The sequence below is a fragment of the Salmonella sp. SJTUF15581 genome, from assembly GCF_043356775.1.
Taxonomy (GTDB): Bacteria; Pseudomonadota; Gammaproteobacteria; order Enterobacterales; family Enterobacteriaceae; genus Salmonella; species Salmonella enterica.
The window spans coordinates 506,820-533,590 of record NZ_JBEUJY010000001.1 but is presented as its reverse complement, the minus strand read 5'-3'; the positions used below and the strand labels follow the sequence as shown (position 1 = coordinate 533,590).

Sequence of the window (26,771 nt, the reverse complement as noted above, 5' to 3'; positions counted from 1 at the left end):
AAAGCGCAATCTTTCGTCGACTGACGAAAAGAGGATGAGCACGAAAATTTTTCGTTCTGCTGGCGACGCCACTCATTTGATGTGGAGCGCCAGCATTACAGTAGTTCAAAAACAGCCAATTAGCAGTAAAGTTTGCAGAACATCACATTTTTTACTTTAGATTGACGGTTTGACCTCGGGTTCATCGGCGACCTCCCCGGAATGTTTGCCCTCAGCCGTTCCCTGCCAGCCGTGGCGCTGAATCAACGACAGATGCTCCCGGTCCTCGGTAATAATTTCGCTCAACATCGCGCTGGTACGTTTATAGGCGGCGGCGCGAGATAACGGATCGTTTTCCCCTTTCGCCATCTCTTCCACCATCCGGGTATTAAAATGACGGAACAGATCCGCGCGCTCGCGGGCTTCATAACGCCCCAGCCCCAGCGCCTCCAGCGCCTGTCGCCCGCTTTTGAGCGCGCCTTCGAAGGTTTCACGTTCGGGCATCGCCACACCAGCCTGGCGCAGGCGAATGTAATGATCGACATCACGGGCGCGGGCGATAATCTGCAGATGCGGGAAATGCGTCTTCACCAGTTCACTCAGTTGCAAATTGGTTTGCGGATCGTCAATGGCATTAATCAATACCTCCGCTTTCGCCGCTCCGGCAGATTCCAGTAAATCCATACGCGTCGCGTCGCCATAAAAAACCTTCATGCCGAATTTACGCAGCGTTTCGATATGATCGGGGTCGTGATCGAGCACCACCATCTTCACCCCGCTCGACAGCAGCAAACGCCCGGCTATCTGACCAAATCGTCCAAACCCGGCCACAATAACCCGCGGTTGCTCTTCGTCGATTTCATCCGCCTCGCGCGCTTCCCCCGTCGCGGTCTTCTCCATGCGCGTCAGCAGCACCAGAAAAATCGGCGTTGCCGCCATCGACAGCGCGACCGCCAGCGTCAGCGCTTTTGCCCATTCCGGCTCAAGTACACCCGCCATTTGCGCCGCGCCAAAAACCACAAACGCAAACTCACTTCCCTGGCCTAATAAGACGGCAAACCAGCGACGCTGTTTTGCCGGTACGCCCAGCGGCCTCGCGACCAGCCACAGCATGACGATTTTGATTGCCAGAAAACCGGCCAACAACAGCAGAATGCGCAGCGGATTCTCCACCAGCGTGCCGAAATCAATCGACATGCCGACGCCAATAAAGAACAGCCCCAGCAGCAACCCTTTAAAGGGTTCAATATCGCTTTCCAGCGCATGACGATATTCCGAACTCGCCAGCAGAACGCCCGCCAGGAACGCGCCCATCGCCATTGACAGCCCAACCTCTTCCAGCAACAGGCCGAAACCAAACACCAGAAATAGCGCCACGGCGCTGAACACTTCCCGCAAACCAGAACGCGCGACAAAGCGCAGCGCCGGGCGCGTAACGTAGCGTCCCAGCAGCACCACCAGCGCCAACGCGCCTGCGACTTTCAACGCCGATAGCGCAAACGCGCCAAGCGTGGTGGATGCGCCGCTGGCGGCCAGCAGAGGAATCATCGCCACCAGCGGGATCGCCGCGATATCCTGGAACAAGAGCACTGCAAATGCGCTACGCCCTACTTGCGAAACGGTCAGGTTACGCTCATTCATTGCCTGCATGGCGATAGCCGTGGACGAAAGCGCCAGCGTCATGCCAATCAGTTCCGCCACCTGCCAACGCAGGCCAAGAAACATGCAGAACAGACCAATCAGTCCGCCGCAGACCACCATTTGTAACGCGCCGCCGCCAAATACCGAGGCGCGCAGCTTCCATAACCGTTGCGGGTCCAGCTCAAGCCCAATAACAAACAACATCAGCACGACGCCGATTTCCGCAAAATGCAGAATAGATTCGGCGTCCGTTACCAGCCGTAGCCCCCAGGGGCCGATAATGCAACCCGCAATCAGATACCCCAGCACCGATCCTAAGCCCAAACGTACCGCAATCGGCACAATCAACGCCGCCGAACCAAGATAGATCAGCGCCTGCAGTAGAGTATGGCTATCCATGATTCACCTCCTGCCATGCCAGTAAACGCTGTTTATACTGACGCGCCTGCGCCTGTAAGGTGTCGTCATCGCAAATGAACGTGCAGTGCATGGCAAACGGCGGCAGCCATTTGAGGCCGCAATAGAGCGCCGTCGCCTGTAGCGGCTGAGAGAGGACATCAAATCCCGGATGTGAACCGATAGTAAAATGGTTTTCACCGCCGCCGGTCGTTACCGCCCACAGCAGATGTTTACCGTGCAATGCCGTACCGCCATGACCGTAAGCCCAGCCGTGGGTGAGGACTTTATCCATCCATAATTTGAGTAAAGGAGGGACGCTGTACCACTGCATCGGATGCTGCCAGACGATAAGACTCGCGCGCGACAGCGCCTCCTGCTCGGCGGCAACGTCAATATTGAAATCGGGATAGAGGTGATAAAGCGAACGTATTTCGACGTTTTCCAGCGTCCCTGCCTGTTCAAGCATCCGCTTATTCGCATGAGAATGATGCGGATACGGATGCGCATAAATAATGAGGATCATGATTAGCCTGTGATGATCTGTTTTTTATTACAAAGTGTAGTGACAAATTCGCCAGGCTAATAGTGAATATTATTGAGCGGCTAATCAGAAAAAATTGAATTAACGCCAGCCAGGAGTTGACGCCATCCTGCTCCCCGAAGATGCCCTCGAAGGGCCGCAGGCGTTTGCGGAAAAGCGCGATCCGGTGTGGAAAGGTCGGTGATGATAGCAGTCTTAAATCGCTGACAAATCGGTTTAAGGCCTTCTTACCGGGCGGCGCTGCGCTAAATTTGCCTGTAATGACTGTAATATCAATCCATTACATGATGATACAGACCCAATAAGCGCAGCGCCAACAGCATCTGAACCTCCAGACACGCTGGATGCCAGATCGCCGACGCATAAATTAACCTAATGGGTCAGGTACTTAGAGCCTGGCCCACCAGGCGTAATTGTTGAAGCCAGTTTGGGGCCGACCAGCGCGCAGAAACCGGAGCGTACACGTAGTACGTGAGGATTTTGAGCACTGCCCGGTCCCCAAATGGCGAATAAAATAGCCTAATGGGCCAGGCTCTTAATCTTTCGCCATGCGGTTAAACTGCTCAATAGTAAGATCCCACGGCTCATGGGCCGCATCCGGCATAAAACTGCCGTCATCCACGCCAATTTCGTCCTTGATAATTTTATTCAGTTTTTCATTCATCGTAAGAATGAGATCCTGATATTTCTGTTTATCAGCAGCAAGGTTATGGTTCTCGTCGGGATCATTTTTAAGATCGTAAAGTTCAAGATCGTTGTACTTAATAAGATCCTCCCAGGTTTCCGGCGTATTATGCTCCCTTAGCGAGAAATAACGCGCAAACTTATAACGGCCATCGTTAATCATCCGCGTCCCTGAACGATGGCTGAAATCAGGATGCAAATGGGATATTTCCTGCTTGATTTGCGCCACCGTTTTTTGTTTATCTCTTTGTAGCGCGATAACGCGGTGGAGATAATGGGCATCGGTATACAAGATCATGCCATAGCAATATAAGCTGGCATTTCTCACCGCATTAACCGCAACGCCTTCCGGGTTTTTTAGCAATCCGCTAAAATTAACGCCTTTGCGGTTGCCTAACGCCTGGTGCTGTTTTTCTTCCGGCAAACCGGTCAGCCCAACTAATGTCGGCGCGATATCAAGATGACAGGTCAACGCCTGACATTTCTTATTACCGGGGTACGCCGGGTGGGAAATAATCATCGGTACATGGATCTGTTCTTTATAAACGGAAGCGCCTTTACCGTGCATCTGATGGCTTCCGCCTAATTCGCCATGATCGGCAGTAAATACAACAATCGTTTTATCAGTTAACTTGAGGGCATCCAGTTCATTTAATATCCGGTCAAGGTGAGTATCACAATCGCGGATACAGTTGAAATAGTAGTCAAGCAGTTTACGCCAACGACGATCTTCATCAGGAAACTGCCCTTCCAGCGCAGCGCGCGCCGTCTGGTATTCAAGATGCGCCGGCGGTCTTCCCTGCTCATTGAATGATTGATGCCTGTTTGCCGGCAGCGGATAGTTCGGCCAGCTTGCCTGATAAAGCTCGTTTTCCGGCGGCTGCGTGGGCGCCAGGGTATTATCATCCTGATCCAACTCGCCACGCCACTGTACCTTTTCTCCCTCTTTATCGGTATCAATAAACATGACGTCATGAGGATTAACGAGGTTAACGGCCAGGAACCAGGGCTTGTGTTGGTCATTCAAGGGCTGCCCCTTGCATCTTAACCAATTTATAGTCTGAGCCGTGGTGGTTGAATCATAAAAATAGCCGCCTTTACTATGGCCTATAATATCGCCGATGCCGTGATAGTCAGCAAAACCATATTTTTCCATAATTTTATGTAATTCTGGTTCAGGAATATCCCCGACATCAATATCCTCATCTTTTTCGTCAGGCAAAGGCTTCTCCAGTTTTTCTGTAAGATGCCACTTACCTTTATAGGCCGTATAGTATCCCAGTTCCCGCATCATATGGCCTGTGGTTCCAAGAGCGGGGTCAAGGTCATAAGGCATCCAGGGTAATCCCAGATTATCAAACATCTTTGTCTGGGGCATATGTAAGCCGGTATACAATACGGAGCGGGAAGGCGTACAGACATTACTGGTATTCTGATGATTACAGAATGTCACCCCCGTTTTCATGAGTCGCTCTCTGCCGGGTACCGGGAAAGGAAACGTAGGAAAAAAACGCTCCTGGTCGGTCACGACTAACAGAATATTATATCCTTCTGGCAATTTTTCCGGGATTTCGCCGGTAAACGGTTTATCCCACGCCGGTTTCGCCTTGACGGCACATTTTTCATCAGCTTTTACCGCGCCGGATAGCATACCGCCGGCGGCAAGAATACCGGCGCTGGTTAACAGTTTCCTACGCGTAAGATCCGTCTCTTCTGCGGACAGATTTTTTTTATTACTCATATTATTATACCTGTAGTCAGTAACTTTATCACATATTCATTTATTACTGTACGAGGAAGCGTGGATATGTATCAATGCCTTCCGGGTAAGAATATGTGTTATAAATTGATTTGTATTTCAAATTAGAAATATATTAATAAATGAGCATAATTCATTGAAAAATTATTTAGATGAAAAGTTCATTGTTTTTATTTTAGAGATACAACTGCAGACATTACTTCATAAAAAAATACATTATTAAACATACTCTATAGCTCTGTGTTCGTGCCTTTTCCCTTCAACTACGGTGATTACCCTATGCCGCTACAATAAAATCGCCCCGAAAGAAACACTATCAGTAACAGGCCGCGCAACCATAGACATACAACCGGTAATATCACTCTGGGAAATTAAAACATAACTCAATTCTGTTATGTTGCTTATGAATAAAACTAGCGTATTGCCGCGTGATTCAATAAAAATTACGCCATTAAAAGAAATAATATAAAAACTATTATTTACAGGGGGTTAAGTTTCTTTTTAGCTGGCAGTGCATTATTTTACATTGACAACAACATAAAGAGGTGACTATAACAAGATATAAGACGGTCACACCAAATAAGGCTATTTTCAGATAATCAACCGAGGTTATTACCCAAAATAATTCGAGTTGCTTAAAGGCGGCAAGGGAGTGAGTCCCCAGGAGCATAGATAATTATGTGACTGAGGTGAGCGACAAATTTGCCGGGAGCAGATTTGAACGTCGCGTGCGACGGCCCGTCAGGGCGAGGCCCATGGGTGGGCCGAGTAATCCGTAGCCAACCCATAAGCAACCTGAAGTATGAAGGGGATAAATAATTTCGTTACGGATTACTGATATTGCGCAAACCTTATCATCAATGCAACAGGAACAGAACTATGAAAAAACGCATTATTGCCGCCGCATTACTGGCAACGGTTGCTTCATTCAGCACACTTGCGGCAGAGCAGGTCTCTAAACAAGAAATCAGCCACTTCAAACTGGTTAAGGTCGGCACCATAAATGTGTCCCAGAGTGGCGGGCAGATTTCCTCACCCTCTGATCTACGCGAAAAACTGTCAGAATTAGCCGATGCGAAAGGCGGAAAATATTATCATATTATCGCTGCACGTGAGCATGGTCCGAATTTTGAAGCCGTTGCCGAAGTTTATAACGATGCGACGAAATAAAGCTCTGATTGCGCCATAACGAGGGCACAGGCATGAAATAATAAGAGAGCGCCAGCAAGGTGCCATGTTCCGTCACAATCCACTCAGGGCCGTCTGGAAACAGATGCTGGCCCTCTTTTTTATCAACAGTTCATCCGGGGCAGGCAAGTCGGTAGAATGTATGCGCGCAGGCAGTAAGCCCTTCGTGAATAAGACGGTTTTGCGGGCTGTTTTAAGATGATGTTTAATGCGCTTTTACCTGCCTGAACCAGTAATTTTCCATTTTCGTTATCCATTTCCCCTTTTTATTTTTCGGTATTACGCCAGCCCAAAGTAATTGCAGCTGTCGGTTATAGGTTCCAATAGCGTGTCCACCATACGCCCCTTCAAATGCTATCACCATGGGTCCCTGCCCTTTTACCCCCTCTTGTCCTTCATGGCAATAAAGCGCGTTGCGGTGAGTCACGTCAAGTTCATACTGCACGTTCAGTTTCACACATTTTTCCCCGCAGCCTTCTACTGGCGGCAATATTGTCATGGTATAAGGCGGGTTATCTGCCGTGGTTTTCCATGTTCCGATCAGGTCTTTGCAGGCGTTTATCTCCGTAGCCCCGGAGGCGGCAGAAAATAGCGCGAGCAAATAAAAAGGTATTAGTTTCAGTTTCATTACAGACTCCTGTTCCTTATACCTCATCATTTATACCTAATCATAAGGATAAATGCCCTGCGATATGTTTTTTTCCGGGAAATGTTGAGCCGCTGTTCAGAGAAATGTCGATGAGTGTAACCTCATGTAAGCGGACAGCGCGGTGGGGAAAGCGGGAACACGGGCGAACGTATTTCGACGTTTTCCGGCGTCCCTGCCTGTTCAGGCATCCGTTTATTCGCATGGGAATAAATGGATGCGCATAAAGAGAGAATATTATTGCGCGGCTAACCAGAAAAAATTGAATTAATTATCCAGCTCGCTCATATTTTTCAGCTGATCGCGGTTAATCTGTTCGGTTTTCCCAGTGGCGGCGTTTTTGTAAGACACCATACCGGTATCGTTATCGACCTCGGGTTTCCCGTCGGTGACAATAGTTTTGCCATCCGTGGTTTCAACCGCCTGGTTAGAAGAGCATCCTGCGACGGTGAATAGTGTTGCTGCGGTAAACAGTGCGGTCATAAGACGTTTTTGCATGGTGTTCTCCCTGCTTTTCAGTTGTTTTAGCATGTGACTGTTAACTGTAGCGTTATTGGCGAAAAGCAGGGAGAAATGCAGAACACTCTTAACGAGGGTTATCCGATGGCGTTCCGCGCAAAGTCATGTTTCCGGTCTGTGTTAGCGTCAAGCCGCGGGTTTCCGGGGCAAACATCACCGATACGCCAAGCCCGACTAACGAAATCAACGCGCCAATCAGCATGACGTTATTAATACCGTAACGAGTAATAAAAATCGGTAATGCCCAGGTGGAGACAATGGTTCCGATACGGCTTAATGACATGATGACCCCCACGGCCGAAGCGCGAATATCCGTAGGGAAGAGTTCATTAGGATAAAGCCATTGCAGTATGCCCGGTCCGCCGGAAAAGAAGGCGTATACCGCAAACGCCACCACGACCAGTATGATGCCCAGATTTGACACCAGCCCCAGCAGCGCCAGCGCGATAGTCATCATGGCGAAGCTGCCAATAAGCAGAGGGCGACGGCCAATACTGTTTAGCCAGAACATCGCCGGTATACAGCCCAGCATAAAAAAGAGGCTAATCACCACATTGCCAAGCGCCGCGTTGCGCCCCTGCTCCCAGCCGAGTAACCCGACGATCTGCGGCCCAAAGGTATAGATAGCGAACATCGGGATCACCTGACAGGTCCAGATAGCCGCAACGAACAGTACAAACGGGAAATGACGGCGGTTAAACAGCTGCAGGAAGCGGGTCTCCTGCGGCGGCTCATCGTCAAAGCAGACAGGTTCGCCGAACAGTTTGATCATCATTTGTTCGCACTCTTTTACCCGTCCTTTTCGCAATAGCCAGCGTGGCGATTCCGGCAGGTCAAAGCGGCCAATCAAAATGATTAAGCACGGGATAAAGGCGCTGCCAAGCATCCAGCGCCAGCCGCCTTCCATGTCATACAGCCAGTAACCCACCAAGTTGGCGCAGGTCGCGCCGACGTACCACATCGCGGCGATAAAACCGATGGAGAACGCGCGCTGGCGGGTGTTGGAAAACTCCGTAATCATGGAAGTGGCGATAGGGTAATCCGCGCCGATAACAATGCCAATTAAAACGCGCATCACCAGTAATTCAAGCGGCGTGGAAACAAACATGGTCGCCACGGAGATAACGCCGATAGCGATAATATCAAGCAGGAACATTTTACGCCGCCCGACTTTATCGCAAATATAGCCAAACAACGAGGTGCCGATAAACAGTCCGGCAAGCGTAGCCGCGCCGAGCGCGCCAATCCATTCAGCATCAAGGTGCAATAGCGGCGTCAGTTGTTCCAGCGCCACGCCAATGATCACCAGCACGTAGCCATCAAGGAACGGGCCGCCGCTTCCCCACAGCATAATTCTGCGATGAATGGAGGAGAATTTAAGGTCATCAAAGTTCCTGGGCTGCTGCATGGTGATGTCCTGTGTCAACACGGGCAAAGCGCATCTGTAGGCCGGATAAGGCGTTTCCGCCGCCATCCGGCATTGGCGCCACATGATTGCCGGATGGCGACGCTACCGCATCTTATCCGGCCAACGGGGGCACAACTTCGTACTTATTAGCCGTAGCGGAACTCCACGCCAAACGTCCCGCGTGGGTATTCCCATTTTTCCAGCGCCGTATCAAGGCCGAGGATCCGGCACGTTCCGCACTCCAGGCACCCGGCGTAATCAAAACGAACGCTACCGTCGTCCTGCTTTTTATACAGTCCCGCCGGACAGGCCTTAATCAGCACCTCCAGTGCCTGTTTATCAGGATCGGTTTTGAGAATGATGTGCGGGCTGTCTTCATCCACATTGAACTTATTGACGCCCAGTTTGACGTCCACATTGACGGGAGATGTCATAATACGGTCACTCCTTTCAGGCCATCTTTCATCAGGTTGATGAAGCCCACTTTCTTCGCATGGCGCAGGATTTTTTTACGCATTGGCACCGGAGCGGAGCCATCCACGGTGAACAGGTCGCGCGCGATACTGACCGCCATTTCGGGATAAGCGGTAAACATGCGGGGATTATCAAGAAAAGCTGGCAGTTTCTGATACATGCGCATATCGCGCATCGGACCTTCGTCCAGATGCTGACGGTATTCCCCCAACGACTGCTTGCTAAAATCGTCGCGCTTCATCGCCGAAAGCACCGTCTTCGCCGCCGCTTCGCCTGCGGATATGGCGAGATCCATACCCCGGATGGTAAAGCCGAGGTTCATACACATGCCGGCAGCATCCCCGGCAATCAGTACGCCATCGCCCACCAGTTCAGGCTGCATATTCATTCCCGCCTCGGGTACAACGTGTGCGGCATATTCCACCAGCTTGCCACCGGCGATCAGCGGCGCAACTGCCGGATGCTGTTTGAAATCTTCCAGCATTTGCGGGACCGATTTTTTCGCGTCTTTCAGATGATGAAGACCGCAGACCAGCCCCAGGGAAAGGGTTGTTTCATTCGTATACAGGAAGCCACCGCCCATCAGACCATCGGTTGGCGCCCCGGCAAACAGACAGGCGGCACCTTCGTTGCCCTGTAACTGGAAACGATCTTCAATGACCGACTTCGGCAATTCGATCAGTTCCTTCACACCGACGGCAACATGCGATGCCTCAACACGCTTGGCCATGCCCAGCTTTTCAGCCAGCAGAGAATTCACCCCGTCAGCGAGGATCACGACTTTGGCTTCCAGAATATCGCCATCGGCTTCCACGCCCACGACTTTGCCATCACGCTGAACAACGTTATCCACGCGAATACCGGTGATCAGTTGCGCCCCCGCCTCTTCGGCCTGCTCCATCAGCCAGGCGTCAAATTTACTACGCAAAACGGAATAGGAAACCTGCGACGCTGAAGCATCTTCACCATTGCAGTAGTCGATAGTCATCGCCCCGTTGTCGGTCATAAAGGCGAGTTTTTCGTGGGTGATCATGCGTTCAATGGGGGCCTGATCCGCAAAGCCGGGAATGATGCGTTCCAGGCTATGTGCATACAAACGCCCACCGGTGACATTCTTCGCGCCAGCAGAATTGCCACGCTCGATAACCAGCACCTGTGCACCTTCGCGAGCAAGCACCAGCGCCGCAACCGAACCGGCCAGACCTGCACCCACGATGATGGCATCAAAGATATCTTCGGACATACGTACTCCTGTCAGCGGCAGGATACCTTCGCATCCTGCCCGAAATGGTTTATCGCGCTAAGGCAGCCGTCAGCGCAGGCAGGATCTTCAGCGCATCGCCAACGATGCCAAAATCCGCATACTGGAAGATTGGCGCGTTTTTATCTTTGTTGATGGCGAAAATCGTCTGCGCGCCGTTGGCGCCGACCATGTGTTGGATCTGCCCGGAGATCCCCACCGCCAGATACAGTTCAGGTTTGAGCATCAGGTTGGAGATACCGACGTAGCGCTCGTGCTCCATCCACTTCTCGTTTTCCGCCACCGGGCGGGAACAGGCCAGCTCGGCGCCGATGGTCTGGCACAGCGCTTCGGCCAGCGAGATATTCTCTTTGCTGCCGATGCCGCGTCCCACGCTGACCACCAGACGCGCTTTGTCGAGGTCAACGCTGTTGCTCTGACGCGCCTGGGTTGCGGTGCGGGTCACGGCAGTGGCCGGAGCCTGCCACTGCACGGTGTGCATCTCGCCGCTGCGAGAAGTGTCCGGTTGTTGTGCGTCAAACGTTCCGCTGCTGAGCGTGATCACGGCAAACGGCGAAGCGATGGTCTCTGCCCCTATCGCCAGACCGCCGTAGACCATATGTTTAACCGCCGCTTTTCCATCCTGCAGGGCGACTTCGCTGGCATCGTTGGAAACCGCAGCCGACAAGCGATAGCCCAGCTTTGCCGCCACCAGCTTGCCCCGACGCGTATTCGGCAGCAGCACCGCGCCGCCCTCGCTATGCTGACGAATAGTCTCAGCCATCGCAGCAGCGTAGTCTTCGATCATGCGGTCTTCTGGTTTGCCGCTGAGCAGCCAGACATGATCCGCGCCCAAATGACATGCTGTCGCGCTGTCCGCTTCGTTCAGTACGAACGCGTTAACTTTTTCACCTACAGCCTGCGCGCCACTCATCAGTTCGGGCAGACGAGAAGGGGTATCGCTGAATACCCAGACACTGGAAAATTTGTTCATAACATCCCCCTGATAATTAAATGATTTTGCGCAGATTCTCGACAAACGCGGCGATTTGTTCTTCACCGTCACCTTCAATCACCACACGCTGACGCTCGCGCTGCTTCGGTGCGGCAACCTGTTGTGCGGAATACGCGGGTACGCTGTTCAGCCCGATATCCGCAGGCGACCAGACCTGAACCGGTTTTTTCGCCGCGCCAAGAATGGCTTTCATCGAAGGGATTTGTGGGGTGTTAATGTCGGTGGAAACCGCGATCACCGCCGGGAGCGGGATGCTCAGCGTTTCAACTTCATCTTCCAGTTCGCGTTCTACCGTCAATGTGCTGTCGGTAAGAGAGAGGATTTTACTCACGCCGTTAATCGCCGGAATGTTCAGCGCTTCGCCCACCAGCAAACCAACCTGCTGAGCATAAAGATCGGAAGAACCGTCGCCGCAGATAAGTAGATCGAAACCTGATTTTTGCGCCGCGGCGGCCAGCGCGCTGGCAGTTTGTTGCGGCAGCGCCTGCTCAAATTGATCGTCAATGACCACAATCAGTTCATCAGGGCCACGAGAGAGGACATCTTTGCGCCCTTTTGCATTAGTCAGCGCTTTGCCGCCAACGCTCATGGCGACAACCTGAACGTCTCCCAACTGCTGTTTTAACTGGCAAGCAGCTTCAATTGCATTCAGATCATATTGGCTGATTTTGCTATCCGCTTTGCTGAAATCGAGTGTTCCGTCAGCATTATTAATCGCAATATCCTGCTCATCAGGTACGCATTTGTAGCAAGTAATTATCTTCATTGCATCTCCAGAAATCATGAAGGAAACGTATTTATATCGGCGGTGTTAAATACAGATATCACGCTCTTTAATTCGGAAATAAAACCTTAATCACCAATATTGAAAATGTCACACATTGATATTCGTAACTTTCAATAGTGTTACGCACCTCACCAATATTGAAAGAAATATGCCAAATATGAAAATTTTCAATATTGTTTGCTGGCTCAACAATATTGAACGTCAGATACTTAAAAAAGTTAAAAAACCACAACCAATCAATTGATAAATAAAGAAAAAATCAAAATTTAGACACAAAATAATCAACGCAAAAAAGTGTGACGAAGATAACAGAATCACCCGAAGTGAATACCCATCATGAGTTACTCATTGAGGCGTCCCAGAGGTTAAAAACTTATCAACAAATCATTAATAATAAATAAACAAACGTTCATGGACTGGCACGCTAAATAAATTTCGTTTTCACACTGGAATTCACTTATGAAAAATGAAAAGAAAAAATCGGGAATTGAACCGAAGGTTTTTTTTCCGCCATTAATAATTGTCGGGATACTTTGCTGGCTAACAGTCAGAGATCTTGATGCCGCTAACGTCGTTATTAATGCGGTATTCAGTTATGTCACCAACGTCTGGGGTTGGGCATTTGAATGGTATATGGTCGTCATGCTCTTCGGCTGGTTCTGGCTGGTTTTTGGCCCCTATGCCAAAAAGAGATTAGGTGACGAAAAACCGGAGTTTAGCACCGCCAGCTGGATTTTCATGATGTTCGCCTCCTGTACATCCGCTGCGGTTCTGTTCTGGGGCTCTATTGAGATCTACTACTATATCTCCACCCCGCCGTTCGGCCTGGAACCAAATTCCACGGGCGCGAAAGAGATAGGCCTGGCGTACAGCCTGTTCCACTGGGGGCCGCTGCCGTGGGCAACCTATAGCTTCCTTTCCGTGGCCTTCGCCTACTTCTTCTTTGTACGCAAGATGGATGTCATCCGCCCCAGCTCCACGCTGGTACCGCTCGTCGGTGAAAAGCATGCGAAAGGGTTGTTCGGTACCATCGTCGATAACTTCTACCTGGTGGCGCTGATCTTCGCGATGGGCACCAGCCTCGGTCTGGCTACCCCGCTGGTCACCGAGTGTATGCAATGGCTGTTCGGTATTCCGCATACGCTGCAATTGGATGCCATCATCATTACCTGCTGGATCATTCTGAACGCGATTTGCGTGGCCTGCGGCCTGCAAAAAGGGGTCAGAATCGCCAGCGATGTGCGTAGCTACCTGAGCTTCCTGATGCTCGGCTGGGTGTTTATCGTCAGCGGCGCCAGCTTCATCATGAACTACTTCACCGACTCCGTCGGGATGCTGTTAATGCACCTGCCACGGATGCTGTTCTATACCGACGCCATCGGTAAAGGCGGCTTCCCGCAGGGCTGGACCGTTTTCTACTGGGCGTGGTGGGTTATTTACGCCATCCAGATGAGTATCTTCCTGGCCCGTATTTCCCGTGGTCGTACCGTACGTGAGCTGTGCTTCGGGATGGTGATGGGTCTGACCGCGTCTACCTGGATCCTGTGGACTGTCCTTGGCAGCAACACGCTGCTGCTGATGGATAAAAACATCCTCAACATTCCGCAACTGATTGAGCAACACGGCGTGGCGCGCGCCATTATCGAAACCTGGGCCGCCTTGCCGCTCAGCACCGCCACCATGTGGGGCTTCTTCATCCTCTGCTTTATTGCCACCGTCACGCTGATTAACGCCTGCTCTTACACCCTGGCGATGTCGACCTGTCGCGAAGTTCGCGATGGTGAAGAGCCGCCTCTGTTAGTGCGTATCGGCTGGTCAGTGCTGGTCGGCATCATCGGTATCGTTCTGCTGGCGCTGGGTGGGTTGAAGCCGATTCAGACCGCGATTATCGCCGGAGGATGCCCGCTGTTCTTCGTCAACATTATGGTGACGCTGTCCTTTATTAAAGACGCCAAAGTGCACTGGAAAGACAAGTAATTCTTATTAACCCAATTGATCAAGAGGCTGAAAGATGGATTTCAACTTAAATGACGAACAGGAGCTGTTTGTCGCCGGTATTCGCGAACTGATGGCCAGTGAGAACTGGGAAGCTTATTTTGCCGAGTGCGATCGTGACAGCGTCTACCCTGAGCGTTTTGTAAAAGCGCTGGCGGATATGGGTATTGATAGCCTGCTGATCCCGGAGGAACACGGCGGTCTGGAAGCGGGTTTTGTTACCGTCGCCGCCGTCTGGATGGAGCTGGGACGTCTTGGCGCGCCAACTTACGTGTTGTACCAATTGCCGGGAGGTTTTAACACTTTCCTGCGTGAAGGAACTCAGGAGCAAATTGATAAAATCATGGCGTTCCGGGGCACCGGTAAGCAGATGTGGAACTCTGCTATCACCGAACCGGGAGCGGGATCGGATGTTGGTAGTCTGAAAACCACTTATACACGCAAAAATGGTAAGGTTTATCTCAATGGCAGTAAGTGCTTTATCACCAGTAGCGCCTATACCCCGTACATCGTGGTCATGGCGAGAGACGGTGCATCGCCGGATAAACCGGTTTACACCGAGTGGTTTGTGGACATGAGCAAAGCGGGTATCAAGGTCAACAAACTGGAGAAACTCGGTCTGCGCATGGATAGCTGCTGTGAAATCACCTTTGACGACGTTGAACTGGACGAGAAAGACATGTTCGGTCGGGAAGGTAACGGCTTCAACCGCGTGAAAGAAGAGTTTGACCATGAGCGCTTCCTCGTCGCGCTGACCAACTACGGTACCGCAATGTGCGCTTTTGAAGACGCTGCGCGTTACGCTAATCAGCGCGTGCAGTTTGGTGAAGCTATTGGCCGTTTCCAACTGATTCAGGAGAAGTTTGCGCATATGGCGATCAAACTGAACTCCATGAAAAATATGCTGCTGGAAGCCGCGTGGAAAGCGGATAACGGCACTATCACCTCCGGCGACGCGGCCATGTGCAAATACTTCTGCGCCAACGCCGCGTTTGAAGTGGTAGACACCGCCATGCAGGTACTGGGAGGTGTTGGTATCGCGGGCAACCACCGCATCACGCGTTTCTGGCGTGACCTGCGCGTTGACCGTGTTTCTGGTGGTTCTGACGAAATGCAGATCCTGACGTTGGGTCGTGCGGTACTTAAGCAATACCGCTAATCGATCCCTTGTAGGCCTGATAAGACGCGAGGCGTCGCCATCAGACAATCATGCCGGATGGCGCTGTGCTTATCCGGCCTACATACCGCAAAAAATGCCAGGAGAAAAATGATGAATCATTTACCAATGCCAACCTTTGGCCCGCTTGCTGGGGTACGCGTTGTTTTTTCAGGAATCGAAATCGCCGGTCCATTCGCCGGACAGATGTTCGCCGAATGGGGCGCCGAGGTTATCTGGATTGAAAACGTCGCATGGGCCGATACCATCCGCGTACAGCCTAACTACCCGCAGCTCTCACGCCGCAACCTGCACGCCCTGTCGCTGAATATTTTCAAAGATGAAGGTCGGGAAGCGTTTCTGAAACTGATGGAAACCACCGATATTTTCATTGAAGCCAGTAAAGGCCCGGCCTTTGCCCGCCGCGGTATTACTGATGAAGTGCTGTGGGAACATAACCCGAAACTGGTCATTGCCCACCTTTCCGGCTTCGGCCAGTATGGTACCGAGGAGTACACCAATCTTCCGGCGTATAACACCATCGCGCAGGCATTCAGTGGTTATCTGATCCAAAACGGCGACGTTGACCAACCGATGCCAGCCTTCCCGTATACCGCCGATTACTTCTCCGGGATGACCGCGACGACAGCCGCGCTGGCAGCCCTGCACAAAGTACGCGAAACGGGTAAAGGTGAAAGCATCGATATCGCCATGTACGAAGTGATGCTGCGCATGGGTCAGTACTTCATGATGGACTACTTCAACGGCGGCGAAATCTGTCCACGTATGACGAAAGGGAAAGACCCCTACTACGCCGGTTGCGGCCTGTATAAATGCGCCGATGGTTACATCGTCATGGAGTTGGTCGGCATCACGCAAATCAACGAGTGTTTTAAAGATATTGGCCTGGCCCACATTCTCGGTACGCCGGAAGTTCCGGAAGGCACGCAGCTCATCCATCGCGTGGAATGCCCTTACGGCCCGCTCGTCGAAGAGAAACTGGACGCCTGGCTGGCAGCACATACCATCGCCGACGTTCAGGCGCGTTTTGCTGAGCTGAATATCGCCTGTGCGAAGGTGCTCACCATTCCGGAACTGGAAGGTAACCCGCAGTACGTTGCCCGCGAATCGATTACTCAGTGGCAAACAATGGACGGTCGCACCTGTAAAGGGCCGAACATCATGCCGAAATTTAAAAATAACCCGGGGAAAATCTGGCGTGGCATGCCGTCACACGGCATGGATACCGCCGCCATTCTGAAAAACATTGGTTATAGCGAAGCAGATATTAAGGAACTGGTCGGCAAAGGCCTGGCCAAAGTTGAGGATTAAACGCGATGCGCTAATCGGTTTTCCGGTTAGCGCTCACGCCTGATTTCAGTGGATAAAGCAATATGGATATCGTTGGCGGACAAAACTTACGTCAGATGTGGGACGACCTGGCCGGGGTGTACGGAGATAAAACGGCGTTAATTTTCGAATCCTGTGAGGGAATCGTTCGGCAGTTTAGCTATGCTTCGCTCAATGAAGAGATTAACCGCACGGCGAACCTTTTTTATTCCTTAGGGATCCGCAAGGGTGATAGGGTCGCGCTGCATCTGGATAACTGTCCGGAATTCATCTTTTGCTGGTTTGGACTGGCAAAAATCGGCGCCATTATGGTGCCGATTAATGCCCGCTTACTGGGCGAAGAAAGCGCCTGGATCCTGCAAAACAGCCAGGTGAGTCTGCTGGTTACCAGCGTCCAGTTTTATCCTATGTACCGTGAAATACGCCAGGAAAATAGCACTCCGCTTAATCATATCTGTCTGATTGGCGAGCAGCTTCCGGCTGACGACGGCGTGAGTCACTTTACCCAACTGCAAGCTCGTCAATCGGCCACGCTGTGCTATACGCCCGCGTTATCCACTGACGATACGGCGGAAATTCTGTTTACCTCCGGTACCACCTCGCGTCCAAAAGGGGTGGTGATTACCCACTATAACCTGCGTTTTGCAGGCTACTACTCTGCCTGGCAAATCGCCCTGCGCGATGATGACGTGTACATGACGGTGATGCCCGCGTTTCATATCGATTGTCAGTGTACCGCCGCAATGCCTGCATTCTCCGCTGGCAGCACCTTTGTCCTGCTAGAGAAGTACAGTGCCAGGGCCTTCTGGGATCAGGTACGTAAATATCAGGCGACGGTGACCGAGTGCATCCCGATGATGATCCGCACGCTGATGGTCCAGCCCTCCGCACCAACGGACAGGCAGCATCATCTGCGTGAAGTGATGTTCTATCTCAATCTATCCGCGCAGGAAAAAGACGCCTTTACCGAACGCTTTGGCGTCAGGCTGCTGACCTCTTATGGTATGACTGAAACCATTGTCGGAATTATTGGCGACCGTCCCGGAGACAAACGGCGCTGGCCTTCCATTGGTCGCGTGGGTTTTAGCTATGAAGCTGAAATTCGCGACGATCAAAATCGCCCGCTGCCCGCCGGAGAAATTGGCGAAATCTGTATTAAAGGCATCCCCGGCAAGACTATCTTCAAAGAGTATTACATGCAGCCGGAAGCAACCGCCAGGGCGCTGGAACCAGAGGGCTGGTTACATACCGGTGATTCGGGTTACCAGGATGAGGATGGCTATTTCTATTTTGTCGACAGACGCTGCAACATGATTAAACGCGGCGGGGAAAATGTCTCCTGCGTCGAGCTGGAAAATATTATTTCTGCGCATCCGAAAATTCAGGACATTGTGGTGGTTGGTATTAAAGACGCGATCCGTGATGAGGCCATTAAAGCGTTTATCGTCCTTAATGAAGGTGAAACATTAAGCGAAGCCGAGTTTTTCAGCTTTTGCGAAAACAATATGGCGAAATTCAAGGTTCCCTCTTTTATGGAGATCAGAACCGACCTGCCGCGCAACTGTTCAGGAAAAATAATCAAAAAAAATCTGAAATAAACCTTCCGGCAGGAATCCCTCCCGCCGGGAAACTATTTATCTGGAGATGAACTATGAGTGAGTCATTACATCTGACCCGTAACGGCCCGATCCTGGAAATTACCCTCGACCGACCTAAAGCGAATGCCATTGATGCCAAAACCAGCTTTGCAATGGGCGAAGCTTTTCTGAATTTCCGTGACGATCCGGAATTACGCGTAGCAATCATTACCGGCGGCGGGGAGAAATTCTTTTCTGCTGGCTGGGACTTAAAAGCGGCAGCGGAAGGTGAAGCGCCGGATGCCGATTTTGGTCCCGGCGGCTTTGCTGGTTTAACCGAAATATTTGACCTCGATAAGCCGGTTATCGCCGCGGTGAACGGCTACGCGTTTGGCGGCGGTTTTGAGCTGGCGCTGGCGGCGGACTTTATTGTCTGCGCCGAAAACGCCAGTTTCGCGCTGCCGGAAGCAAAGCTCGGCATCGTGCCTGACAGCGGCGGCGTATTGCGTCTGCCTAAGCTGCTGCCACCGGCTATCGTCAACGAAATGGTAATGACCGGCAGACGAATGAGCGCCGAAGAAGCGCTGCGTTGGGGAGTCGTGAACCGCGTTGTCAGCCAGAGCGAACTGATGGATAGCGCGCGCGAACTGGCGCAACAACTGGTCAATAGCGCCCCGCTGGCTATCGCGGCGCTGAAAGAGATTTATCGCGCGACCAGCGAAATGCCGGTAGAAGAAGGCTACCGCTACATCCGCAGCGGCGTGCTGAAGCATTATCCGTCGGTACTGCATTCAGAAGATGCGCTCGAAGGACCGCAGGCATTTGCCGAAAAACGCGATCCGGTGTGGAAAGGTCGTTAATGTGACTATGCCGGATGGCGCTTCGCTTATCCGGCCTACAGCACATGCGCAACCGTAGGCCAGATAAGGTGTTTACGCCGCCATCCGGCAAAAAAACCGAGGTACAACTATGAGCTATTACGCCTTTGAAGGACTGATCCCGGTGGTGCATCCGGACGCGTTTGTCCATCCCAGCGCCGTGCTGATTGGCGATGTCATCGTGGGCGCCGGTGTTTATATTGGCCCACTCGCGTCATTGCGTGGGGATTATGGTCGCCTGATCCTGGAGGCAGGCTCTAATCTGCAGGATGGCTGCATTATGCATGGCTACTGCGATACCGATACCATCGTGCATGAAAACGGCCATATCGGCCACGGCGCTATTCTACATGGCTGCGTGGTGGGACGGGACGCCCTGGTCGGCATGAATAGCGTCATTATGGACGGCGCAGTGATTGGCGAAGAGAGCATTGTCGCCGCCATGAGTTTTGTCAAAGCCGGATTTCAGGGTGAGGCAAGGCAACTGCTGGTGGGATCACCGGCGCGCGTACTACGCCAGGTTACGGACCAGGAGCTGCACTGGAAACGCCTCAATACCAAAGAATATCAGGATCTTGCGATCCGTTGTCGAACGGGGTTATCTGAAACGAAGCCGTTAACGCAGGTCGAAGAAAACCGACCGCGCCTGAAAGGCACGACGGACGTGAAGCCAAAATCAGCACAGTAATTGATGCCGGATGCGCTCACGCTTATCCGGCCTACGCGTCAATTACCGTTTACCCCGCCATCAGGTTAAACAGACAATTAGCGACGCATACTCTTGGAGAGCATCATCTGCCATTTCTGCTCACGGTTTAGCTCTGTGGGGGGAACGGCAGACAGTCGCGGCGCTTTCGCCACGCTCACTTTTCTTTCCTGCAAATTATGATTCAATCGGCGATAGAGTTGAGAGTCGATACTCACGACTTTCACCAGACGCTGGCACTGGCAGCCTCGTCCTGCAATTTGGTTAGGGATCATCTTCACTTCACAAACAATTTCCCCCACTTCTGACAGAATATAGGAGAGCGTATTAATTGCTTTGCAATGTTCAATATCAAATTGACGGGAAATCTCCCTGGCAGTGATCCATCGGTTCTCTGCCATCATCCAGTCAGCAATTAACAAATAAAGCGGTCTTTCAACATATTTTTCACACATAAGCACACCATTTCACAAATTAAAAATCTGGCTACGGCCTGTCCAAACTAATAAAAACTAAGCCATATTAAAATTGTGGATATGCAAGATAGTATGCGACTTAAATATTGATTAGTGTGAGCAATATCGTGCTTATTACATTGAAAATGTGGTTACGGAAACGGACTTCTCCAGGAATGACCTTACGCAAGATAAAAAAAGGGTTTCTTTACAGAAACCCTTTCAACATTATATTACTGGTCCGGTTAGAGCAATATCCGCCGGCCCCTTGGTTTACGACTTTTTGATCTGCGCGTGCATTTCCTGCACCGAGGTTACCTTCTCGGTGGCATCGGCATTGAGCGCCATCGTCGTGGCAAAACCGCCGTTCAGCGTGGTGTCATAATGCACTTTATACTGCAGCGCGCTGCGGCGAATCACCCTGGAGTCTTCTATCGCGCGGCGGCCTGCGGTGGTGTTGATGATGTAGGTATATTCGCCATTCTTGATACGGTCCTGAATGTGCGGACGACCTTCGTGCACCTTGTTCACCAGACGCGGGTTGATACCGGCTTCGCCCAGCACAATCGCCGTACCGTGGGTGGCATCCAGCTCAAAGCCCTGTTTCAGCAGCTTGGCGGCGAGATCCACCACGCGCTCTTTGTCGCCTTCGCGGACGGAGAGCAGCGCACGGCCCTGTTTCTTCATGGTGGAGTTACTGCCCAGCTGCGCCTTAGCGAACGCTTCCGCGAAGGTACGGCCGACGCCCATCACTTCCCCGGTGGAGCGCATTTCTGGCCCTAACAGCGGGTCAACGCCCGGGAATTTGTTAAACGGCAACACCACTTCTTTCACCGAGTAGTACGGCGGGATAATTTCTTTGGTCACGCCCTGCTCGGTCAGCGATTTGCCGGCCATCACGCGCGCCGCCACTTTCGCCAGAGGCACGCCGGTGGCTTTAGAGACGAACGGTACGGTACGCGCCGCACGCGGGTTGACTTCAATCAGGTAGACTTCGTTGTCCTTGACCGCAAACTGCACGTTCATCAGGCCGCGCACCTGCAACTCTAAGGCCAGCTTCTGCACCTGCTGGCGCATCACGTCCTGAATTTCCTGGCTCAGCGTGTAGGCTGGCAGGGAACAGGCGGAGTCGCCGGAGTGTACGCCCGCCTGCTCAATGTGCTCCATAATGCCGCCAATCAGCACCATTTCGCCGTCGCAGATAGCGTCCACGTCCACTTCAACCGCGTCATCAAGGAAGCGGTCCAGCAGCACCGGCGCATCGTTAGAGACGCTGACCGCCGTCTGGAAGTAGCGACGCAGGTCGGCTTCGTCATAGACGATTTCCATCGCGCGGCCGCCCAGTACGTAGGATGGGCGAACCACCAGCGGGTAGCCGATCTCTTTCGCTTTTTCGACAGCCTGTTCAATGGCGGTGACGGTGGCGTTGGCCGGTTGCTTCAGCTTCAGACGGTCAACCGCATGCTGGAAGCGTTCACGGTCTTCCGCGCGGTCGATGGCGTCCGGGCTGGTGCCGATTACCGGCACACCTGCCGCTTCCAGCGCGCGCGCCAGCTTCAGCGGCGTCTGGCCGCCGTACTGCACGATAACGCCTTTCGGCTTCTCGATGCGCACGATTTCCAGCACGTCTTCCAGCGTGACCGGCTCGAAGTACAGACGGTCGGAAGTGTCGTAGTCGGTGGAGACGGTTTCCGGGTTACAGTTGACCATGATGGTCTCGTAACCGTCTTCGCGCAGCGCCAGCGAGGCGTGTACGCAGCAGTAGTCAAACTCAATGCCCTGGCCGATACGGTTCGGGCCGCCGCCGAGGACCATGATTTTGTCGCGGTCAACGGACGGGTTCGCTTCGCACTCATCTTCATAAGTGGAGTACATGTAGGCGGTATCGGTGGCGAATTCCGCCGCGCAGGTATCCACACGCTTGTAGACCGGATGCAGGTTGTATTGGTCACGCAGCTTGCGGATTTCCGCTTCACGCACGCCCGCCAGTTTCGCCAGACGCGCATCGGCAAAACCTTTACGCTTGAGCTGACGCAGGAAGTCGGCGTTGAGGCCGTTAATGCCCACTTCCGCCACTTTCTCTTCCAGACGCACCAGCTCTTCAATTTGCACCAGGAACCAGCGGTCGATGTTGGTCAGGTTGAACACGCCATCGACGGAGAGGCCTGCGCGGAAGGCATCGGCGATGTACCAGATACGATCAGCGCCCGCATCTTTCAGCTCGCGGCGGATTTTGGTCAGCGCTTCCGGGTCGTCGAGGCTGACTTTCGGGTCGAAACCGGTGGCGCCCACTTCCAGGCCGCGCAGCGCTTTTTGCAGGGATTCCTGCTGGGTGCGGCCAATCGCCATCACTTCCCCGACCGATTTCATCTGGGTGGTCAGACGGTCGTTGGCACCGGCGAATTTCTCGAAGTTAAAGCGCGGAATTTTGGTGACAACGTAGTCAATAGATGGCTCAAAGGAGGCCGGCGTACGGCCACCGGTGATGTCGTTCATCAGCTCGTCGAGGGTATAACCCACCGCCAGTTTGGCCGCCACTTTGGCAATCGGGAAACCGGTGGCTTTCGACGCCAGTGCCGAGGAGCGGGATACGCGCGGGTTCATTTCGATAACGATCAGACGACCGTTTTTCGGGTTCACTGCAAACTGGACGTTGGAACCGCCGGTTTCAACGCCGATTTCACGCAGCACCGCCATCGAGGCGTTACGCATGATTTGGTATTCTTTATCGGTCAGAGTCTGCGCGGGCGCCACGGTGATGGAGTCGCCGGTATGGATGCCCATCGCATCGAAATTTTCGATGGAGCAGACGATGATGCAGTTGTCGTTTTTATCACGCACCACTTCCATCTCGTACTCTTTCCAGCCGATCAGCGATTCATCAATCAGCAGCTCGTTGGTTGGCGAGAGGTCCAGACCGCGTTCGCAGATTTCTTCGAACTCTTCACGGTTGTAAGCGATACCGCCGCCGGTGCCGCCCATGGTAAAGCTAGGCCGGATGATGCACGGGAAGCCCACGTCAGCGGCAACCGCCAGCGCTTCTTCCATAGTGTGCGCGATACCGGAACGCGCGGTGTCGAGACCAATTTTCTTCATCGCGATATCGAAGCGACGACGGTCTTCGGCTTTATCAATGGCGTCGGCGGTGGCGCCAATCATGGTGACGCCGAACTCTTCGAGCACGCCCTGCCGCTCCAGCTCCAGCGCGCAGTTCAGCGCGGTCTGGCCGCCCATGGTCGGCAGCACTGCATCCGGACGCTCTTTTTCAATGATTTTGCGCACCACTTCCCAGTGAATCGGCTCGATGTAGGTGGCATCGGCCATTTCCGGGTCGGTCATGATGGTGGCCGGGTTGGAGTTCACCAGAATAACGCGGTAGCCTTCTTCGCGCAGCGCTTTACACGCCTGAGCGCCGGAGTAGTCAAACTCACACGCCTGACCGATAACAATCGGGCCCGCGCCCAGAATCAGGATGCTTTTTATATCTGTACGTTTTGGCATGGCTCTTATTACTCCTGATTATTTCGCGGACTGACGGTATTGCTCAATAAGCTCGATAAAGTGGTCGAACAGCGGCGCCGCATCGTGCGGGCCCGGGCTCGCCTCCGGGTGTCCCTGGAAGCTGAACGCCGGTTTGTCGGTACGGTGAATGCCCTGCAGGGTGCCGTCGAACAGCGACTTGTGGGTTACGCGCAGATTGGCTGGCAGCGAGTCCTCATCAACCGCAAAGCCGTGGTTCTGCGCGGTGATCATCACCACGTTTCTGTCCAGGTCTTTCACCGGGTGGTTACCACCGTGGTGACCAAATTTCATCTTGATGGTCTTCGCACCGCTCGCCAGCGCCAGCAGCTGATGGCCGAGGCAGATGCCAAATACCGGAATGTCGGTCTGGAGGAATTTCTCAATCGCGTCGATGGCGTAGTCGCACGGGGCCGGGTCGCCAGGGCCGTTCGACAGGAAAATGCCGTCCGGATTCATTTTCAGCACCTCTTCAGCAGAGGTCTGCGCTGGCACCACCGTCAGGCGGCAGCCGCGATCCACCAGCATACGTAGAATGTTGCGCTTGGCGCCAAAATCGTAGGCCACCACGTGGAACGGCAGGTCATCCTCAGATTTCGCTTCTGGTAAACCGTCTTTCAGCGTCCAGCTACCCTGCGTCCAGCGGTAAGTTTCCGCCGTGGTCACTTCTTTCGCCAGATCCATACCGTTAAGTCCAGGAAATGCTTTCGCTTTTTCCAGCGCCAGCTTCGCATCCGGGCTATCGCCTGCAATGATACAGCCGTTCTGTGCGCCTTTCTCACGCAGCAGACGCGTCAGCTTACGGGTATCGATATCGGCAATCGCCACGATGTTATGGCGTTTCAGGTAAGAAGAGAGGTCTTCGGTGTTACGGAAGTTGCTGGCAATCAACGGCAGATCGCGAATCACTAAACCTTGCGCATGAACCTGAGAAGATTCTTCATCGGCTTCATTGGTGCCGACATTACCAATATGGGGATAAGTAAGAGTGACGATTTGGCGGGAATAGGAAGGATCAGTGAGGATTTCTTGATAACCGGTCATTGAAGTATTGAAAACGACTTCCCCAACCGCCGAACCTGTTGCCCCTATGGCCCGACCGTGAAACTGGGTTCCGTCTTCCAGAACCAATAGCGCTGACTTAATCAAAACACCCTCCAGAGAATATTCACTCACTTTATTTGCATATTAATTCATTCAGTCAGTATGAAGCAATGCAAATTTGCTTACCCGTGGATTTCTGGCAAACGGCGGCATTCTGAAGTTAAGCCGGATAAAAGTCAACTTAAAGAGGGTATTTTTTATGTTATTTTGCACATTATAAGTAAGTTATTCTGTTTAAGAGGCAAAAAGATCAACTAAGTGACGATAGAAAACGCTTGCGCTTCCTTGAGTTCGCAAAAAACTGGCTGGCATGATAAAAAGTGGACCAAATGGTCAAATTTCACATTAAAACAACAAAAAACAACGATAAAAACTCATTTAATAGTCATCAATGTCATTAAATTCATAAAAAATCCAAAATTAAGCAAATTAACTACAAAAACACTTTAAAAATCAAGATGTTAAAAATATAAAAAATAAAACAAATTCATCATAAAACCAACAAAAAACAGCAAATTAAGACAATGTAATAAGAATTACAATCGCGATATAAAGATCCAACTTCTTTTTCTTTAAGACTAGCGCATACGATTGGAACACAACCAGCCTCACTACAGCATAAAAAAGCTAACCCATTGAAGTAAAAGAGATAAAACGATCCCGTGGAACAGCACTAACCCCCCGATGGATATCAGTCTTATTAGTCTGGTCGAGGTGCCTTTTGCATACGGTAAGCCGCTGCGGCAGAACATGTCGTGGGCGAAGAAACTGTCGAAACATGAATGGCGAAAGGCGTTATTTATCTGACCGAATAACCGGGGGGCAAAAAAAACAAAAGGGCAATAATATATTGCCCTTTGTAATCAATTAATCTTGATTACCACAACCACATCACGAAGGTATTTAGTCGCTATAATACATCCAGCCCCAGCACATCCCGCATGTCAAATAGCCCATTTTTCTTCGTTTTTAGCCATAACGCCGATCGCAACGCGCCATTTGCAAACGTCATGCGGCTGGAAGCTTTATGCGTAATCTCTACGCGCTCGCCAATATCGGCAAACATCGCGGTATGTTCGCCGACGATGTCGCCCGCCCGAACGGTCGCAAAGCCAATCGTGCCCGGTACGCGCTCGCCGGTATAACCTTCACGCGAGTAGACCGCGCAGTCCTTCAGATTTTTATCCAGCGCCCCGGCGATTGCCTCGCCCATTGCCAGCGCTGTACCCGACGGTGCATCCACTTTATGGCGGTGGTGCGCTTCAATAATTTCAATATCGCTATAGTCGCCCATTACCTTCGCCGCTTTCTCCAGCAACTTGAGCATGACGTTAACGCCGACGCTAAAGTTTGCGGCGAAAACGATCGCAATCTCTTGCGACGCCTCGCGAATGGCCTGTTTACCGGCGTCGTCAAAGCCGGTAGTACCAATCACCATCCCTTTACCATGCTGGCGGCAAAACGCCAGATGCGTCAACGTGCCTTCCGGACGGGTAAAATCGATGAAAACGTCAAAATCATCTTTTACCGCCTCAAGGCTGCTTTGAACGGTCACGCCGGACTTTCCCGCCCCCGCCAGTTCGCCAGCATCGCTGCCCAGCAAGGAAGAGCCTTCGCGCTCCAGCGCGGCACCCAGCTGAACACCTTCCATCGCCATGGCGGCCTGGATTAACTGCCGTCCCATGCGGCCACCGGCGCCGGCAATGGCGACGCGGATTTGTGCTTCATGCATAGCTATTCTCTTTTGTAAA

At 52.2% G+C, this 26,771-nt stretch carries 21 protein-coding genes and 2 pseudogenes; 8 read left to right on the top strand and 15 right to left on the bottom strand.

All coding sequences use genetic code 11. The features are described from left to right. Nucleotides 1–156: 156 nt before the first annotated feature. Together kefC and kefF are read right to left on the bottom strand one after the other, a co-directional pair. Nucleotides 157–2,019: a glutathione-regulated potassium-efflux system protein KefC gene (gene kefC / locus ABVN36_RS02560; RefSeq protein ID WP_023139009.1), complete on the bottom strand. Its 1,863-nt coding sequence runs from the start codon at nt 2,017–2,019 to the stop codon at nt 157–159. Beyond that, nucleotides 2,012–2,542, bottom strand: coding sequence for a glutathione-regulated potassium-efflux system oxidoreductase KefF (kefF, locus tag ABVN36_RS02555; protein WP_000600710.1), 531 nt, complete (start codon nt 2,540–2,542; stop codon nt 2,012–2,014). The genes kefC and kefF overlap by 8 nt, the downstream gene beginning before the upstream one ends. A gap of 121 nt (nt 2,543–2,663) precedes the next feature. On the opposite strand from kefF, the pseudogene ABVN36_RS02550 reads away from it, so the two are divergent. Further along, nucleotides 2,664–2,744, top strand: a pseudogene (locus ABVN36_RS02550) (hypothetical protein); the annotation flags it as partial. 351 nt (nt 2,745–3,095) lie between these two features. Here ABVN36_RS02550 and ABVN36_RS02545 read toward each other — a convergent pair. Beyond that, nucleotides 3,096–4,985 carry a sulfatase-like hydrolase/transferase gene (locus ABVN36_RS02545; protein ID WP_000066315.1) on the bottom strand — a complete coding sequence of 630 codons (1,890 nt, stop codon included), beginning with the start codon at nt 4,983–4,985 and terminating at the stop codon, nt 3,096–3,098. Nucleotides 4,986–5,882: 897 nt separating this feature from the next. Between ABVN36_RS02545 and srfN the strand changes: the two genes are divergently transcribed. Then, nucleotides 5,883–6,173, top strand: a complete 291-nt coding sequence (gene srfN, locus ABVN36_RS02540; protein WP_000745961.1) for a DUF1471 family virulence protein SrfN — start codon at nt 5,883–5,885, stop codon at nt 6,171–6,173. A gap of 223 nt (nt 6,174–6,396) precedes the next feature. Here the strand turns inward: srfN and ABVN36_RS02535 are convergent, their stop codons facing one another. From ABVN36_RS02535 to ABVN36_RS02500, 8 genes and pseudogenes are all read right to left on the bottom strand, one after another. Next, nucleotides 6,397–6,813 carry a hypothetical protein gene (locus ABVN36_RS02535; protein WP_000767274.1) on the bottom strand — a complete coding sequence of 139 codons (417 nt, stop codon included), beginning with the start codon at nt 6,811–6,813 and terminating at the stop codon, nt 6,397–6,399. Between the two features lie 170 nt (nt 6,814–6,983). Next, a pseudogene (locus ABVN36_RS02530) lies at nt 6,984–7,078 on the bottom strand (glutathione-regulated potassium-efflux system ancillary protein KefF); the annotation flags it as partial. Nucleotides 7,079–7,104: 26 nt separating this feature from the next. Beyond that, nucleotides 7,105–7,335, bottom strand: a complete 231-nt coding sequence (locus ABVN36_RS02525) for a YgdI/YgdR family lipoprotein (RefSeq protein WP_001172089.1) — start codon at nt 7,333–7,335, stop codon at nt 7,105–7,107. Nucleotides 7,336–7,423: 88 nt separating this feature from the next. Continuing rightward, entirely contained in the window at nt 7,424–8,764 is a 1,341-nt protein-coding gene (locus tag ABVN36_RS02520; protein ID WP_001187057.1) for an MFS transporter, read from the bottom strand. A 146-nt stretch (nt 8,765–8,910) separates the two neighbouring features. Further along, nucleotides 8,911–9,198, bottom strand: coding sequence for a ferredoxin-like protein FixX (gene fixX, locus ABVN36_RS02515; protein WP_000203736.1), 288 nt, complete (start codon nt 9,196–9,198; stop codon nt 8,911–8,913). Next, the gene (locus ABVN36_RS02510) at nt 9,195–10,481 is read right to left on the bottom strand and encodes an FAD-dependent oxidoreductase (protein ID WP_001287774.1); all 1,287 of its coding nucleotides are present in this window, start codon (nt 10,479–10,481) and stop codon (nt 9,195–9,197) included. Before ABVN36_RS02510 ends, fixX begins: the two co-directional genes overlap by 4 nt. A gap of 49 nt (nt 10,482–10,530) precedes the next feature. Beyond that, nucleotides 10,531–11,472: an electron transfer flavoprotein subunit alpha/FixB family protein gene (locus ABVN36_RS02505; protein ID WP_023139010.1), complete on the bottom strand. Its 942-nt coding sequence runs from the start codon at nt 11,470–11,472 to the stop codon at nt 10,531–10,533. Between the two features lie 16 nt (nt 11,473–11,488). Then, nucleotides 11,489–12,259 (bottom strand): electron transfer flavoprotein FixA, encoded by a 771-nt coding sequence (locus ABVN36_RS02500; RefSeq protein ID WP_000692197.1) that lies wholly within the window; start codon nt 12,257–12,259, stop codon nt 11,489–11,491. Nucleotides 12,260–12,739: 480 nt separating this feature from the next. On the opposite strand from ABVN36_RS02500, the gene caiT reads away from it, so the two are divergent. The 6 genes from caiT to caiE all read left to right on the top strand — a co-directional run bounded on the left by caiT (nt 12,740) and on the right by caiE (nt 19,924). Further along, nucleotides 12,740–14,257 carry an L-carnitine/gamma-butyrobetaine antiporter gene (caiT, locus tag ABVN36_RS02495; RefSeq protein ID WP_000787073.1) on the top strand — a complete coding sequence of 506 codons (1,518 nt, stop codon included), beginning with the start codon at nt 12,740–12,742 and terminating at the stop codon, nt 14,255–14,257. A gap of 34 nt (nt 14,258–14,291) precedes the next feature. Continuing rightward, a complete protein-coding gene (gene caiA / locus ABVN36_RS02490; protein ID WP_000347134.1) occupies nt 14,292–15,434 on the top strand; it encodes a crotonobetainyl-CoA dehydrogenase in 1,143 nt (380 codons plus the stop codon). A gap of 111 nt (nt 15,435–15,545) precedes the next feature. After that, nucleotides 15,546–16,763 carry an L-carnitine CoA-transferase gene (caiB, locus tag ABVN36_RS02485; RefSeq protein ID WP_001016209.1) on the top strand — a complete coding sequence of 406 codons (1,218 nt, stop codon included), beginning with the start codon at nt 15,546–15,548 and terminating at the stop codon, nt 16,761–16,763. A gap of 62 nt (nt 16,764–16,825) precedes the next feature. Continuing rightward, nucleotides 16,826–18,379, top strand: coding sequence for a crotonobetaine/carnitine-CoA ligase (caiC, locus tag ABVN36_RS02480; protein ID WP_023139011.1), 1,554 nt, complete (start codon nt 16,826–16,828; stop codon nt 18,377–18,379). Nucleotides 18,380–18,432: 53 nt separating this feature from the next. Then, complete coding sequence (gene caiD / locus ABVN36_RS02475) at nt 18,433–19,218, top strand: crotonobetainyl-CoA hydratase (protein WP_000004383.1); 786 nt, start codon at nt 18,433–18,435, stop codon at nt 19,216–19,218. Between the two features lie 109 nt (nt 19,219–19,327). Continuing rightward, nucleotides 19,328–19,924, top strand: coding sequence for a carnitine operon protein CaiE (gene caiE / locus ABVN36_RS02470; RefSeq protein WP_000122863.1), 597 nt, complete (start codon nt 19,328–19,330; stop codon nt 19,922–19,924). Nucleotides 19,925–20,001: 77 nt separating this feature from the next. Here the strand turns inward: caiE and caiF are convergent, their stop codons facing one another. The 4 genes from caiF to dapB all read right to left on the bottom strand — a co-directional run bounded on the left by caiF (nt 20,002) and on the right by dapB (nt 26,752). Continuing rightward, nucleotides 20,002–20,397 (bottom strand): carnitine metabolism transcriptional regulator CaiF, encoded by a 396-nt coding sequence (caiF, locus tag ABVN36_RS02465; RefSeq protein WP_000333324.1) that lies wholly within the window; start codon nt 20,395–20,397, stop codon nt 20,002–20,004. Nucleotides 20,398–20,670: 273 nt separating this feature from the next. Then, nucleotides 20,671–23,898 (bottom strand): carbamoyl-phosphate synthase large subunit, encoded by a 3,228-nt coding sequence (gene carB, locus ABVN36_RS02460; protein WP_023139012.1) that lies wholly within the window; start codon nt 23,896–23,898, stop codon nt 20,671–20,673. Nucleotides 23,899–23,916: 18 nt separating this feature from the next. After that, entirely contained in the window at nt 23,917–25,065 is a 1,149-nt protein-coding gene (gene carA / locus ABVN36_RS02455) for a glutamine-hydrolyzing carbamoyl-phosphate synthase small subunit (RefSeq protein WP_023139013.1), read from the bottom strand. A gap of 865 nt (nt 25,066–25,930) precedes the next feature. After that, entirely contained in the window at nt 25,931–26,752 is an 822-nt protein-coding gene (dapB, locus tag ABVN36_RS02450) for a 4-hydroxy-tetrahydrodipicolinate reductase (protein ID WP_023139014.1), read from the bottom strand. Between the last annotated feature and the right edge of the window lie 19 nt (nt 26,753–26,771).